Here is a 14694-nt window from a genome sequence, read left to right on the forward strand (position 1 = left end):
ACTGAAATTGACTTACCATGAAATTTAAATCATTAATACTAGTTGCTTTTCTCACCCTGGTTGGTAGTGCTTGTAACAAGTCCTATCTGGATATCAATACTAACCCAAATACGTTGCCGACGGCATCGCCGAGTTTTGTTTTTACCAATGCGTTAAACACAACCACGGCTAACGTTATTAATGCAAACGAAACGGGTTCGTACTGGTCGGGCCAGTGGACCCAGGGTAATGGGTACATTATCAGCACGACCATTTTTGCCTACAACTTTACCAATGGTGATTTTAACTATTGGGATGGGTATTACGACAATCTGCAGGATTATCAGTTTGTGATCAATAACGCAGATGCGTATAGCCAGAAGTACCTGAAAGGACCCGCTAAAGTCATGAAGGCCATGTTGTTTCATCAAATGGTTGATATGTATGGAAACGTGCCTTACTCGGATGCGTTGAAAGGTGGTGCTGTTCTGGCTCCTAAATTCGATGATCAGAAAGCAATTTATGAGTCGTTGATTACCCTGCTGGATGAAGCTATTGTTGATCTGAAAGCCAATCCATTTGCCAGTGCGTTCACCGGTTCGGATATTGTTTTCAAAGGCAACACAACCAAATGGGCTCAGTTTGCCAACTCGCTCAAGATGCGGCTTTTGATGCGTCAGTCTAGAATATCAGGACGTGATTCGTATATCAAAACGGAAATCAACAAGATTGTGACCGAAGGCTCGGGTTTCATCGCGGGTGAAGAAGTGGGTGTAGGTGGTCCTTCTTTCTATTTGGCTACTGCCGGAAAATTGAACCCTATTTATGAGCGTTGGGGCTATTCGGCCAACGGTGCCAAGCAGGCGCTGAACAACTACCCACGCCTGACCAAGTTCCTCTTTGACGGTCTCAAAGCCTCAGGCGATACCCTGCGGCTGAAGCGGATTGCTTACGCCAATGGTGGTGAGAGCACAGGTACAGCCGGTGTCAGTACTCAGAAAGAGATTGTTGCTAACTACAACGGTACGCCATTCGGAGCCAGCTCGGGTTACCTGCCAGCCAATACCAGCTCGCTGGGACCCAGCCTGCTGGTAAAAGGTGACTTCAGTCGGCCGTTTATCCTGATGACAGCCGCCGAAGTTCAATTCCTGCTGGCAGAAGCGAAACAGCGGTACTCCGATGTAACGCTTCCAAACACGGCACAAGCTTATTTTGAAGCGGGTATCACCCAGTCATTCCGCGTATTGGGCGCGAGTACAGCCGGTGCAACCGCTTTTAAAGGCAGCAAGGTCAATAACTATGATTGGGAAGCATCGACCGATAAACTGGCCGCTATTGCTACCCAAAAGTGGATTGCCCTGACGAACTTTAGCGGGCTGGAAGCCTGGACGGAGTACCGTCGGACAAATCTGCCTGCCATTCCACAAAGTATGCAGGTGCCGGATAGCAAACGACCTGTTCGTTTCTTCTATCCAAACACAGAGGCTGGCTCAAACGCAGCCAACGTAAGTGCTCAGGGAACGATCGATGCATTTGGTACCCGGTTGTTCTGGGACGTCGATTAAGCCTGTTTAGGTATCTTTTGTTGTAAGGAGGTCACCACAAGGTGACCTCCTTTTTTATTTTTAACAGGCCTGTAAACTAATTCTTGTTCGTTAACTAGCTGTAAATCAGGATAAAAAATAGGGGTGATAGACTTAGTCAAAATTTGATTGTATTTTTTTACGCGTTCATGCAACCTGCATCCAGGGTTTTTACATCTACCTGTCAAATACCAAAAAGAATACAACCTGAAAAAAAGATACCTCAATTTTCCTAAACCTTTAATCTTGACTACAACCATGAAAACGTTCAAACACCTCCTCCTCACAACTACTCTGATCGCTGCATCGACCGCTGTGTTTGCGCAAAATACGACTGTCATCATCAAGACTGACTCCAGCGTTTCGACGACTCGTTACCATAAATCGACTAACCGCGTTACGTCCGATTTCAGCATGTACATCGGGCTTAATAACTTCGGCGGGGCGATGCCGGCAGGTTATGATTTCCGGCCTCTTGGCTCGCGGTTTGTGGCACTGGCCTGGCAAAAACGGATTCCGCTTTCCGTAAAAGGCGCTACCAAACTTCGGCTCGTAACGGGTCCCGAAGTAGCCTGGAACAACTTCATGTTTGAGCGGTCGGCCGATGCGGGTAGAAATATACTCGTGGAGCGAAATAACCAATTGAGCATCGAGCAGTCGGATGTCGACCTGCACAAATCCAAACTGGTGATGGCTCAACTTAACCTTCCTGTTATGTTTAATGTGTCGTTCCGGTCGGGGCTGACGCTGGGGCTGGGGGCCTACGCCGGTATTCGGTTAGACAGTTACACGAAAGTGAAGCCCGTTGGCGGCTCAACCGTTCGGGATCATGGATCCTATAACCTGAACACCGTTCGCTGGGGCCTCACCTCGGAACTGGGTTTCCGGGGAAGTGCCAAGCTGTTCTTCCGCTACGAACCCAATAGTCCCTTCAAGGCAGGACAGGGACCCGATGCCAGCGTGTGGGCCGTAGGTCTGAAATTGTAAATCGCTGAAACGCAGTAAGTCAGGCTACAACTGACTTACTGCGCCTTTAAGCTATCAGTAGATACGTTACCGGTGAAGTACTTTACTTGTGTATAAACCGGTATTCCAAGCAGTGACCATTGCAGCGTGCCGGACGAATTGTACCGAAGATGCCGGTCAGCATCCAGAGTTACGGATGTGTAGATCGATGTCCAGTGAATACCCGACATAAAGCCGGTCAGATTGACAAAGCTGCTTAGTTGAGCCGTAGTTGAATCAGAGGTCTGGTTCAGAATGACACTCTGGGTCAGTTTAGAGAAGCCAAAGTCGGTCAGTTGAATGTAGTAAGAACGCGGTCCATTTTCCTGAATAAGAGAACTGGATATGGTCGTTTGGAAAGCAGCCGGATTTGCTCCGGCAGGCTGTTTCTTTCCCGGAGACTGACACATGCTTGCCGTCAATAAAAGAAGAATCCCCGTTGCCAGACTCCCGTAGCGTTTTGAATAGATACGGAAGTTACGCCAGGAAATGACAAAGATCGTGATTGCCAGACCTAGGTTCAGTAACCCCCAGCCAATTGTGAAAGCCGCCATGAAAGGATGGGTTGGATGCATTTAAAAGTAGATAAAAAAGTTGACTACAGATGCAACAATCCGATTTTGATCGTGTCTTTCCGTCGGACTCCCCTCTAAAAACACAACTCCCCCGGTAAAATCCGCTTATCCTGCCGTTCAGACCGCTTGTGTAAGAACAGGTACTTTGTGATGCCCACTACCTACCTTTGCCATGTACTCCTGAGAGACGTAAAGCAACCTCCCGATAAAAGTCCAATATCATGAAACTGATTTTATCTTTATCTGTCTTAATTCTACTTGCTCTATCTACATCATTCGGTCAGGTTTTGACCAGAGGAACAGTAACCGGGCAAGTAGGTACTGTAGCGGGTAAACCATTAGAGTTTACTACCATGATGCTCCTGAAAGCAAAAGATTCTACGCTGGTAAAAGGAGCCATCAGCGATGCCGATGGAAAATACGCGTTTGACAATGTAGGTGCCGGAAACTACCGGGTAGCCGCACAGCAGATCGGCTACAGAAAAACGTACAGCGCACCCTTTTCGATAAATGAAGCCAATCCGGCAGCCGAACTGCCCGCACTGTCGCTGACCGACGAAACCAAAAGCCTGACCGAAGTAAACGTCGTTGCCCAGAAACCATTCATTGAACAGCAGGTTGACCGGACGGTTATGAATGTCGAGAACAGCATTGTGGCCAGCGGCAACACGGCGCTGGAAGTCCTGGAAAAAGCGCCCGGTGTCACCATCGACCGGCAGAATGATCAGATTCAGTTGAAAGGGAAAGCCGGTGTGATCGTTTATATCGATGGGAAGCAGACCTACCTCTCGCAACAGGAAGTATCGAATTTGCTGAAAAATACACCCAGCGACAACATTGCGTCGATTGAGATTATCACCAATCCGGGGTCTAAATACGATGCAGCGGGTAACTCGGGGATCATCAACATCAAAATGAAGAAGAACAAGAATTTCGGTACCAACGGTACGTTCATCGTGGGTTCGGGCTACGGCTGGGTGAATAACCTGCGGGGTGCCCGCGACGACCTGCCGAAATTCAACACCTCCTTGAACCTCAACCACCGCGAGGGTAAGCTCAACGTGTTTGGCAACTATAGCTACGTAAACCGCGAAAGTGCCCAGACCAACGAAATCAACCGGGCTATACCGTACAATGGGAAGGTCACGTATTTTGACCAGAACTCGTTTCGTCCCAATCAGTTTACGGGTCATTCGTACAAAGGTGGTCTGGATTACTTTATCAACCAGAAAAGTACAATTGGGGTGCTGGTCAACGGTTTCTCGAACGACTGGCGGTCGGGCGGACAGAACAACACGCTCATCAGCGACGAAAATCGCCGGTTAACCAGCCGCCCCACGACCAAAACCGACGCCCGTCAGTTTATGTCGAATCTAACCGGCAACGTCAATTACAAATACGATTTTGACGGAAAAGGCCGCGAGTGGACCGTCGATGCCGATTACGTTCATTACGGTGGAAAAAATAATAACAACCTGAGCACGGTTTATTACAACCCGGACAATACCGTAAGCCGCCCCAATCAGGATGTACGCAACAACATGCCCTCCGAGATCAACATCATGGCGTTCAAGACGGATTACGTACATCCGCTGAAAAATGGTAGCAAAGTAGAGGCCGGGTTGAAAAGCAGCTTTGTGAATGCCGATAACAACACCATTTACGACACGCTGCAGCAGGAAAACCGTCAATGGCTGTTCGATGCCAGCCGCTCGAATCAGTTCAAGTACGATGAAAATATCAATGCGGCTTATATCAATTACGCCGGTAAGTTCGGGAAACTGAAGGTGCAGACGGGGCTTCGGGCGGAGCATACGCACTCGACGGGCACGTCGGTCACGCTCAACCAGACGGTGGACCGCAACTACCTGAACCTGTTCCCAACGGTATTTCTGTCTCGGCAGCTCGATACGAACAACGTACTGAATATGTCGTACAGCCGCCGGATTGACCGCCCCGACTACCAGAACCTGAATCCGTTCGTATTCTATCTGGACCCGTACACCTACCAGCAGGGTAATCCGTTTCTGCGGCCACAGTATACCAATTCGGTTGAGCTGACGCACGTTTATAAAGGCGCTATTTCAACGACACTCGGTTTCAGTCGCACCACGGACTTTATCAACCAGGAAACACCCCGCCAGATTGCCGCCCAGAACATCACGTATGTAACGCCCGAAAACCTGGGTCATCTGGATAATCTGAACCTGAATATCAGCTTCCCGGTAGCAGTGGCAAAGTGGTGGCGGATGCAGAATAACGTGAACACGTACTATCAGAACTACCAGACCTTTTATTCCGAAACACCGTATCAGGTAAAATTGGTGGCCTTCAATGTGTACACATCGAACAACTTTACCTTCAGTAAAACTTTATCGGGCGAAGTATCGGGCTGGTTTAATTCAGCGTCGCAGTATGGCTTCTACCGGGCTCAACCCATGGGCGGGTTTAGCATCGGGGTGCAGAAAAAAGTGATGGAGGGCAAAGGCAACATCAAGCTGAACGTAAATGACCCTTTCTGGCTGAATCAATTCCGGGGCCGAGCTGCGGTACAGGATATCGACTTCCGGGTTGGCTCGCGCTGGGAAAGTCGCCAGATCCGGCTCACATTCACCTACCGCTTTGGTAATCAGAACGTAAAAGGTGCCCGCGACCGAAACTCCGCCACCTCGGCCGAGCAAAACCGGGTCAAAGCAGGAAACTAGAAAAGAGATATATGATGTAGGATATATGATGTATTGTTCGTGCGCCAGTTACATCCTACATCCTACATCATAGATAGTAACGGACTTAGTTTAGGTTAAGAAAATGGGAAACCCGCTCTCGTGTTTGAGGAGCGGGTTTTTTGTGTTCTGACCTTTTTGACTTGTTCACAGGCCGAAAAGACTCAATTCATCATTTGGGCCGTCTCAAATCTTTTTTGGGGCGAAGGTGGGGTCGTCAATCTGCCACCTTTGAATCGTTAACCACTTAACGACTCAACCCAATGCCACGCTTCTTTACAATCCTTTTTCTACTTCTCGCTGGCCGAACACTCGTCGGTCAATCTCTATCTGGTCTGGTAGTTGACGCTACCCGTCAGCCAGCCGCCTTTGCGGTTGTTAAATTGCTGAAGGCGACCGATTCCACCCTCGTGAAGGGAACGGTTACGAGCGAAATCGGGCAATATTCATTTACGGATATAGCCGATGGATATTATTATGTACAGGCGTCTGGGGTGGGAGTGGCAAGCACCTTGAGTTCGGTAGTGGCCGTTAGAGTAGGGCCGCCAGTTAAAGTGTCGTCACTACGACTCGAAACGGTTGATCAGGTGCTGACCAGCGTTGTCGTTCGGGCTAAACGCGCACTTGTTGAGCAACAGGTTGACAAGACCGTGCTCAATGTAGCGGCCGATGCGACGGCGCAGGGGAAAACGGCTTACGAACTGCTGCAACAGGCACCGGGTGTTGTTATCGACCCGAACGATAACATACGGATGGCCGGTAAGCAGGGCGTCATTGTGTTTATCGATGGCAAACCCACGAACCTGTCAGCTACCGACCTGGCCAATCTGCTCCGGGCCACGCCAGCGTCAGGCATTGACCAAGTAGAACTGATTACCAACCCTTCGGCACGTTTCGATGCACAGGGGGGAGCCGGTATCATTAACATCCGGTTCCGGCGCGACAAAAGCCTCGGACTGAATGGAAATGCCTCCGCCGGTTACGGCCAGAGCGATCACCACCGGGCCAATGCGGCTGTCGACCTGAACTACCGCGCCAAGCGGCTGAGTCTGTTCGGTAACGTCGCCGTGAGTGATAATTTTCAACTGACAAACGTACGGCTCGACCGACAAACCAACGGTTCGCAGTTTCTCCAGCGGGGCTACGACTCCGATGGGACGAGAGCCATTGTGTATAAAGCGGGAGCAGACTTTATCATTGACAGTCACCGGGCGGTGCCCCGGCAAACGATTGGGCTGGTTGTGTCGGGGAATGCGTCGGGGAATCGGTTTGGTACTTTTACCACTACCCAATTGGTCAATCGACAAAATACATTGGATTCGAGTGTCGTGAACCAGGCAACCAACGGAACCCGCCATCAGCCCGCCCGTAACAACCGAACTAATGCGGCTTTGAACTATCGCTATGCCGATACGCTGGGGCGTGAACTGAACCTCGATGCCGATCTGACGTACTTTCATAATACATCGCCCAACCTGATCACAAGCGATTACTACAACGCCGACGGGCAATCTCTTTTTCGGCGGCAGCGCCGGTTCGACGCCAGCACCAACATTACCATTGGCACGTTGAAAGGCGATTTTGTAAAGGAATGGAAAGAGCGTCATCTAAAACTTGAAACGGGCCTGAAGCACACGAATGTTTCTACCGATAACGATTTACTGGCGTTTGTTGGAGCCGAACCCGAACAGCCTGATGAAAGCCGGACGAACCGCTTCACCTACCGGGAAATTGTCAATGCGGCCTACGCATCGCTGAGCCGGACAGCCGGTAAATGGTCGATGCAGGGTGGGCTTCGGGTCGAACACGCGCGGGTGAACGGTCAATCGACCGACTTGCGTCAACAAACAATTCTGCGGCCCGACACCGCCTATTTGAATCTGTTTCCAACGGCGTTTGTGCAGTACCGGGCTACCGATAACAGCCAGTTCGGAATCAATTATGGTCGGCGCATAGGGCGACCCAGCTACCAGGACATGAACCCGTTCATTTACCAGATCGACCCGTATACCAGTCAGCGGGGTAATCCATACCTGCGGCCCACCTATACCCACACCCTCGAAGCCAGCTACATCTATAAATGGGCGTCGACGGTAAAACTAGCCTACAGCCAAACCAGCGATTTCGCTACGGATGTGATCCGGCAGGAGGGTCTGACGGCCTACCAGACGGTCGCCAATGTGGGGCAGGTCGATGCACTCAACCTATCGGTCAGTACTCCCTATCAGTTCACAAAATGGTGGAGTACGTATGCCTATGCCGGGGCCACCTGGAACCGGTTTCGGGGGAGTCTGTCACCTTCCGAGCCGTTCGACCAGCGGACGTTTGCCTTCGAAGGCTACATGCAGCATTCATTCACACTCTCGAAAATCTGGTCGGCACAGGCATCGGGGTTTTGGAGTGCGCCCACTCGGCAAACCATCTACCGAATTGGCGGTCTGGGGGCGTTGAACCTCAGTGTGCAGAAGAAAGTAATGCAGGATCGCGGTAAACTGACGCTCGGTATGGATGATGTGCTTAATACCATGCGCTGGAGACAGTCGGCTGATTTTCAGACGCAGCAGTTCACCATTGACCGTAAATGGGAAAGCCGACGGATCACCATTCGGTTCAGCTATCAATTTGGCAGTAAAGACATAAAAAACGCCAGGGAACGCGAAACCAATAGTGATGCCGGTCGAATAAAAGTAAAGGGGAATTTATAAACTAAAACAGGGGCTAAAATAGGAACACGGATGGAACGGATCGAACGGATTTGTACCGATAAAACCCAAGATCGGTCATTTTATCCGTAAAAATCCGTTCGATCCGTTCCATCCGTGTTCCTATTATATTTTAATAAAATTCTGGTTTTCAACGATTTATGGAAGGCGTTTAACCTGATTCAATAATTTCCCCATTCATATTTCCTACACAAACAAATCAATGAAAGCGACCGTATTTCTAATGGCTATTTTGCTCCTTTCGAGCGTTATTTCGACCACTTTTGCCCAGGACACTGCACCAAAGGAGGCCGTTGCCCGTGTGGCCTTCACACTGAAAAACAACCTTGGCTATCACCGTATGTTCCGGGCTGAGGGGCCGGGTCTGGCGTATGGATTTACGATGAATCGCAACGAATCGACACCCAAGAACTGGCCTGTTGGCGGCAAACTCTATTTCAGCAAAGATGGCGAGACGACGGACGGGTTGATCTTTACGGTAACGGTAGACGATGCCGGTAAAACACTTCTGACCTCACCCAAAGCTACCCCCCATGCCACTGGTGCTACCGTGACGGTTCGTTTCCGGAACAATAGCCTGCTTCCTCACAAAGTGATGTTGATTACCTATAAACCCGATGAGGCCGGTAACGGGACGCAGGGGATCATGCTTTTGCCCTACAGCAACACGACCCAAACATTGCCGGTTGGTACGAAAGTCTATTTTGCGGATAGTGAGCAGGTCGACATCGTCATGAGCGGCAAACGAATTGACGAGGGCAAGCCCTTTTTAACCGTTCGGAAAGAAGATAACGGAAAAACGGTCAATATTTTTCGGTAATAAAACAGGCTGTATCTTTCCCGTAAATGGTTTTAATGATGACGTTCGACTTCAATACGTATTCGTCGCCCCTGTTGTTTGGCTTCGTGCAGGGCTGGATTTATGCTGTCTTGCTTTGGGTGAGGGGTCGGCGCGAAGAACGTCTGTCCGACGGATTGCTCGGTTGGGTGCTGGTGGGAATGAGCTTCAATATTTGGGAATACATGCTGGGTTTTGGCGGGATCGAAATCCTCTGGCGTGAGCTGGAGTTTTTTCCCCGAACACTGGGCTATCTCTTTCCGGCGTTGTGCTACTTCTACCTCAAAAGCCAGGTCAACGCCGACTTCCGCTTTTCCCGCCAAGACCTCTGGCATGCGGTTCCGTTTTTAATTCAAGTAACCTACCACCTGAGTATCTTTTCGATGGGACATGAGTTCGTCGAACGCTGGAAAACAACGGTCCAGTACCCGTATCACCTGGAAGATATTGAGTTTTATGTGGGGGTTGGTTTGGACATGTATTACCTTATTTTGTCGCTAAAGCTCTATCGACACTACCGGGCCTGGATCAAAACGCAGTTTTCAGAAACTGAAACCATCTCTTTCAGGTGGTTCCGAAATTTTCTGGTCGCCCTCACGGCCACCATGTTGCTCAGCCTGTTCATGACGTTGATCAGCGTGACGTTTACCCTTAATTTTTGGGAGAACTGGTGGGATAAACTGGCGGGTGTCGTCCTGATTTATTACGTGAGCATTCACGGCTATGCACAGGCGCAACCCGGTCGGCGATTAACGTTCACAGAAGAGCCAATAGGGGTACAAACGGAAGATGTCGACCTGCCTGGTTCAGAAATGGTATTTACTGACGCGCCTGCGTTAGTGTCGGCTAAGAGCGATAATGGACACCATCTGGTTAAAGCACCCGTGGCCCTGTCCGCCGATTTAGTGACCTGGCGGGATGCCCTACTGGCTTACATGGAGAATGAACGCCCGTATCTGGACCCCGACTTATCATTGATCGACCTGGCCCGCCGACTCAAGACCAATGCGTCGATACTGTCGCCGGTCATTAACGCGGGCACGGGCAAGAACTTCAATGATTTTGTGAATCAGTACCGCGTGGATGCCTTTAAACGACAGGCTCTCGATCCGGCCAATAGTCATCTGAGTTTATTGGGGATTGCCTTCGATTGTGGGTTCAATTCCAAAGCCACGTTCAACCGGGCCTTCAAAAAGCTCAGCGGCCAATCGCCGAGGGAATTTGTCGAGTCGATGGAACGGTAGTTGACGGTTTATTCGTCCCAAACCATCAGTAGGGCTATTGCACAAATCCATCTTTCCATTTCCGGGCAATGGCAATGGCTGTTTCAAGCATTTCCGGGTGCCAGTTCTCAATTTCCCAATCAGAATTAGCCAAACTCGATGCCTTCAAAAACAGTTGAGCCTGAGCGCAATCGGTGGCGGTTTCCAGAATGGCCGATAGTTGGGTCTGTTGTTTGTAAAGTAGTGGATTCTCCGGCGCAATCTCGGGAATGCTTGGTGGGTTCAAAGGCAGAAAAGAATTTAGCATCGGCGGGCTATCCGCTCGGTGGGCTGCCTGAACGAGGGCGTCCATTCGTAGGAAATCTTCCTGAAAATGCCGCCGACTCGCTTCGGTAGTGAGACCGGTGCCGAGTTGCTCAAGCACTACGTATTTCAGATTTGGGCATTGGCCCATGACCCGTTCCAGCGCGTGGAAAACCGCTGCCGGTACCGAATCGTCGTGCGTGTCCCGTCGGATCTGTTTCGTCGGATTTACGGCCGACGGCACCCAGCTTCCTCCCGATATGTGAATTTCGCGGACGCGGTCGAGCGGGTAGAGCGCCTGTAAATCAGTGATCTCGATGGCGAAATTATAGCTTTGGCAATACAGGTTGTGTAAATCTAAAATGATGAACCCATTGATTGGTTCGAGCAGCTGAGCCAGAAAATCGCCCTGTCGTTTTACGTCGTCGAGCGAGTAGGCGACCGCCAGATTTTCCAGGCCAACCGGGCAGCTACCCGCATCCTGTAGCCGTTGCAGCCGGTCGCGGCCTATTGCCAGGGTTGAGGCCGTAAACGGAATACTGACCGGTGCTCCTTTATGAAAGTCTTCGCCCGTCATAAACCCGAAATGTTCGGTCAGATGGTCGAAGGTAAAATCGGCCGACGTTATTTTAAGCTGGTTCAGCCACTGCTGCTGATCCGAGGTCCATTTACCGGAAAAAAGGGAAAAGAAAACGCCGTGCCCAATTAATCGACCTTCCTGACTGTAGGCACGGAGCAGTTCAGCAAACCAATCGGGCATCTCGCCGAGCGCAAATAACGTATCGAACGACCATTCGATTGCCTGAACCTTTTCGGATTCAAAAAGGGGAAGCGCTGCCTGTAAGCTGTTGGTATCCAGGTTACAGGCAATGGAGGAGTACAGCCTGGACATACGGAGGTCGGTTACACAGGAGGTTGGTTCAGCGCATTAACCCAGGCCGCAGCCGGGGCAGTTATACGGTACTTTTTTTTGTTGCTCACCATTTGGTGCTTTGGGGTCAACGACGGTGCCTTTGCCGCAGGAACTGATCGTGGTAACTGTTACGGCAACGGCAATAGCCTGAAGAAGGGATTTGGAGAGTTTCATGGCGCTGTTTTAATAGGATTCATTTGTTGACTGACTAGACCTGTACCACAGTCAGAAGGTTGGAACCCGGGTACTATTTTTTTATGCCCACGCGTCTCTCCCGCCTGATTCTCATTGTGGTGCCTAAATCCGTCGCAAAAGAATGTGCGGATTATACCGAATATTAGTACGCCTTTGTTGCATACAAGGTCGTTCGCATACTCACCAGAATCTGCTCGATATGATGGAGGTCCGGGCGAACGGGCAGCGGGCTGGTTTGGGCAGCGGCATCAATCTGGTGCAATTTCTCTTCAGCCAGCGCCAGTAGTTCGTCATAGTCAAAAGCACCGGAACGGATGGCCAGTAACTCCTCCCGGTTTGGCCGACGGACAATCACCTGACCCGTTTGCAGGATTTCGAGTGCCATGTCGAGCAGCCGAAACGTATGCATCATGTTTTTGGCGTCGTAATTCTTGCCGTGTTCAACCGTATTCTCGTAACGGGCTGTATTGCGTTTTTCGACCCAATCCCAGTATTCCCGGTAGTCTTTACAGTAACTCGAATACACATCCTGATTGACGTACAAAAGGGCGACGGGCTCCAGATATACAGGTACACTGCTAAGTGAAACGGCGGTTGAGTCTTCGCTGAAAATCAGCCCCTGAAGGCCCAGGGAAGCCGTTTCGTCGTAAAACAGCGCGTACATGTCGCGGGCGTGCGGAATACTGACCAGGCCACATTGGGCGGCTTGCCGGTTGTGGGCCGACAGCCAGTCCAGAACCGGAATGGACTTTTGCCCGACTACAGCGTAGCAGAAGTGAAGTAATGATTTTCGTTCCGGCGGTAGCGGATTAACAATCTTTTTGTTCAGTCCCCGCGCTTTTTTGATCTGGCTGGCTGCGTAACCGGCAAAAGTATCCCGGCAGAGTTTCGACAGGAAGTCACTTACCCGCAATTGATCAAATAATGGATGCTTGTGAAGAATGCAGTCGGCGGGTGCGCAGAGAAGCTCCAGAATATTCGGGTTGTTTTTGGCGAGTAACTCAATGAACCGACGCAGTTCGTAAAAGATAACATCGTTTTTGGCATCGTTCACCTGCTCCACATAGCGGAGTCCATATAGGTCGGCCTGCGGCAGGATAAAAACACCCCGGATGTCGGTATCGGAAGAAGGTAAGTCTGTACCGTACGCACGGCTGCCACTAATACACTCGAACAAAATTAGTTTACGGTTGCGCAGTTCCTGAATGGTCATGTGGAATTGGGGTAAGTTTCTGTTTAAGAAAGCCCTGAAAAAAGATAAGGTTCCCCGATCTGTAGCGGAGAACCTTATACTGACTATTCCTAAACCCTTAACCTTTTCTACATGAAAAACTAACTTTTACTCTTTTCTGTTCCAAATCCTCCATTAATTCAGGATTTGTAATAGCTTACTGAATGTCAGCTGCTTCTGCAACGGGCTGATTAACGTTCCAGAGGAAATTAATCATCCGGGTAGTATGGTCAACCTGATTCATCCAGTGGCCGGCGTTTGCATTTTTATGCTTGGCCAGCGTATTCTGTACTTGAGCAGCTGATTCGTTGAACTTGGCACGTTCGGCGGGACTGAGATTCAGCACAGCAGAAGGGCTTTGGTTGTACAACGAGACAACGCTCATAAAGTTTTGCCAATTGGTAGTCTGCGCAAACTTGGCAACGTTTTGTCCGATGTAAGCAGCGAACTGCTTTTGCGAACCGTTGACAAGCATAGCACTTGCCGGCTTGGAGGCTGCCGGGCTATCATCAATGTTGATGGTGGTAGCCGCGTTTGCCTGAGTAGTCACTAACCCTAATCCAAGAATGAGTGATGCAAAGATAACACGCGATTTCATTGTTTTGTTCTATTTTGTTTTCAATCAGATAACACACAAATGTCTATAGAAAGTTTGAAATGCCAAGCGCACATTATGTCCATGTCAAAATTTTATTCCGAATATAATGCCGTAATTAATGGACTTTAGATTAAATTAAGGAATTAAGTCGAATTAGACGAAATATTATTTTAATATTATGGTTAGTTCCTATGAGTTTATATTTTTCCGGAAAAGTGCAATTTTCTTTAAAAAGTTATATCATTGGTTGTAATTATTCATGGCCATCTGTATGCCCATAGTACAAAAACTCAGCGCTGCATTGCCTGCTCGGTCCAAATAGTCCGGTAATTGAATCAATTCGTCTTCCGGAAACTGCCCCAACACGAAATCAACCTGACGTCCTTTCGAGAAATTATTGCCAATTCCTACCCGTAGTCGGGCGTACTCCTGAGTGCCTAAAACTTCGTCGATGTGTTTCAGCCCATTATGGCCACCGGGCGAACCTTTGGGCTTCAACCGCAGCTTTCCAAAAGGTAAATCTTTATCGTCGGTGATAATTAGTATGTTTTCAATGGGAATATTCTCCTGCTTCATGTAATAGGACACCGCCTTGCCACTCAGGTTCATGTAGGTGGTTGGTTTTACAAAAAACAGCTGTTTGCCTTTGTGCTGCCATTTGGCCGTATAGGCAAGGCGCGTCATGGAAAAGCTGAAGTCGTTCTGAGCCGCCAGCCGGTCGAGAACCATAAAGCCAGCATTGTGGCGGGTAAGTGCATACTCCGGGCCAATATTGCCCAGACCAACGAGTAGGAATTTCATAAAC

Annotated in this window: 12 protein-coding genes; 6 read left to right on the forward strand and 6 right to left on the reverse strand. The window is 49.6% G+C overall.

From position 1 onward, the window contains the following. Positions 1–17 precede the first annotated feature (17 nt). Positions 18–1544 carry a SusD/RagB family nutrient-binding outer membrane lipoprotein gene (locus tag CRO74_RS03215; protein ID WP_097124544.1) on the forward strand — a complete coding sequence of 509 codons (1527 nt, stop codon included), beginning with the start codon at positions 18–20 and terminating at the stop codon, positions 1542–1544. Positions 1545–1820: 276 nt separating this feature from the next. Continuing rightward, positions 1821–2549 carry an outer membrane beta-barrel protein gene (locus tag CRO74_RS03225; RefSeq protein WP_097124546.1) on the forward strand — a complete coding sequence of 243 codons (729 nt, stop codon included), beginning with the start codon at positions 1821–1823 and terminating at the stop codon, positions 2547–2549. Positions 2550–2584: 35 nt separating this feature from the next. Here the strand turns inward: CRO74_RS03225 and CRO74_RS03230 are convergent, their stop codons facing one another. Next, a complete protein-coding gene (locus CRO74_RS03230; RefSeq protein WP_097124547.1) occupies positions 2585–3121 on the reverse strand; it encodes a hypothetical protein in 537 nt (178 codons plus the stop codon). Positions 3122–3363: 242 nt separating this feature from the next. Between CRO74_RS03230 and CRO74_RS03235 the strand changes: the two genes are divergently transcribed. The 4 genes from CRO74_RS03235 (at position 3364) to CRO74_RS03250 (ending at position 10670) form a co-directional block, all read left to right on the forward strand. Then, entirely contained in the window at positions 3364–5847 is a 2484-nt protein-coding gene (locus CRO74_RS03235) for an outer membrane beta-barrel family protein (RefSeq protein ID WP_097124548.1), read from the forward strand. 281 nt (positions 5848–6128) lie between these two features. Beyond that, positions 6129–8570, forward strand: coding sequence for an outer membrane beta-barrel family protein (locus CRO74_RS03240; RefSeq protein ID WP_097124549.1), 2442 nt, complete (start codon positions 6129–6131; stop codon positions 8568–8570). Between the two features lie 220 nt (positions 8571–8790). After that, entirely contained in the window at positions 8791–9408 is a 618-nt protein-coding gene (locus tag CRO74_RS03245) for a hypothetical protein (RefSeq protein ID WP_097124550.1), read from the forward strand. A 35-nt stretch (positions 9409–9443) separates the two neighbouring features. Next, positions 9444–10670 (forward strand): helix-turn-helix domain-containing protein, encoded by a 1227-nt coding sequence (locus CRO74_RS03250; protein ID WP_245877741.1) that lies wholly within the window; start codon positions 9444–9446, stop codon positions 10668–10670. A gap of 34 nt (positions 10671–10704) precedes the next feature. Here CRO74_RS03250 and CRO74_RS03255 read toward each other — a convergent pair whose 3' ends face one another. From CRO74_RS03255 to pth, 5 genes are all read right to left on the reverse strand, one after another. Next, positions 10705–11844: a multinuclear nonheme iron-dependent oxidase gene (locus CRO74_RS03255; RefSeq protein ID WP_097124551.1), complete on the reverse strand. Its 1140-nt coding sequence runs from the start codon at positions 11842–11844 to the stop codon at positions 10705–10707. Between the two features lie 36 nt (positions 11845–11880). After that, positions 11881–12039, reverse strand: coding sequence for a chryseobasin-related MNIO class RiPP peptide (locus CRO74_RS31450; RefSeq protein ID WP_179830111.1), 159 nt, complete (start codon positions 12037–12039; stop codon positions 11881–11883). A 163-nt stretch (positions 12040–12202) separates the two neighbouring features. Then, the gene (locus CRO74_RS03260) at positions 12203–13273 is read right to left on the reverse strand and encodes a nucleotidyltransferase domain-containing protein (RefSeq protein ID WP_097124552.1); all 1071 of its coding nucleotides are present in this window, start codon (positions 13271–13273) and stop codon (positions 12203–12205) included. A 175-nt stretch (positions 13274–13448) separates the two neighbouring features. Then, on the reverse strand, positions 13449–13889 hold the full coding sequence (locus CRO74_RS03265; RefSeq protein WP_097124553.1) for a hypothetical protein: 441 nt from the start codon (positions 13887–13889) through the stop codon (positions 13449–13451). A gap of 240 nt (positions 13890–14129) precedes the next feature. After that, positions 14130–14690, reverse strand: a complete 561-nt coding sequence (pth, locus tag CRO74_RS03270) for an aminoacyl-tRNA hydrolase (protein WP_097124554.1) — start codon at positions 14688–14690, stop codon at positions 14130–14132. Positions 14691–14694: the final 4 nt, after the last annotated feature.

Source organism: Spirosoma fluviale (genome assembly GCF_900230225.1).
In the GTDB taxonomy this organism is placed as follows: Bacteria; Bacteroidota; Bacteroidia; order Cytophagales; family Spirosomataceae; genus Spirosoma; species Spirosoma fluviale.

Excerpts from the sequence above, each read along its gene's own strand:
- CRO74_RS03265 (WP_097124553.1), bottom strand. The coding sequence starts at position 13,889 with ATGAAATCGCGTGTTATCTTTGCATCACTCATTCTTGGATTAGGGTTA.
- CRO74_RS03235 (WP_097124548.1), top strand. The coding sequence starts at position 3,364 with ATGAAACTGATTTTATCTTTATCTGTCTTAATTCTACTTGCTCTATCT.
- CRO74_RS03260 (WP_097124552.1), bottom strand. The coding sequence starts at position 13,273 with ATGACCATTCAGGAACTGCGCAACCGTAAACTAATTTTGTTCGAGTGT.
- CRO74_RS03225 (WP_097124546.1), top strand. The coding sequence starts at position 1,821 with ATGAAAACGTTCAAACACCTCCTCCTCACAACTACTCTGATCGCTGCA.
- CRO74_RS03255 (WP_097124551.1), bottom strand. The coding sequence starts at position 11,844 with ATGTCCAGGCTGTACTCCTCCATTGCCTGTAACCTGGATACCAACAGC.
- CRO74_RS03230 (WP_097124547.1), bottom strand. The coding sequence starts at position 3,121 with ATGGCGGCTTTCACAATTGGCTGGGGGTTACTGAACCTAGGTCTGGCA.
- CRO74_RS03245 (WP_097124550.1), top strand. The coding sequence starts at position 8,791 with ATGAAAGCGACCGTATTTCTAATGGCTATTTTGCTCCTTTCGAGCGTT.
- pth (WP_097124554.1), bottom strand. The coding sequence starts at position 14,690 with ATGAAATTCCTACTCGTTGGTCTGGGCAATATTGGCCCGGAGTATGCA.
- CRO74_RS03240 (WP_097124549.1), top strand. The coding sequence starts at position 6,129 with ATGCCACGCTTCTTTACAATCCTTTTTCTACTTCTCGCTGGCCGAACA.
- CRO74_RS03215 (WP_097124544.1), top strand. The coding sequence starts at position 18 with ATGAAATTTAAATCATTAATACTAGTTGCTTTTCTCACCCTGGTTGGT.
- CRO74_RS03250 (WP_245877741.1), top strand. The coding sequence starts at position 9,444 with ATGATGACGTTCGACTTCAATACGTATTCGTCGCCCCTGTTGTTTGGC.
- CRO74_RS31450 (WP_179830111.1), bottom strand. The coding sequence starts at position 12,039 with ATGAAACTCTCCAAATCCCTTCTTCAGGCTATTGCCGTTGCCGTAACA.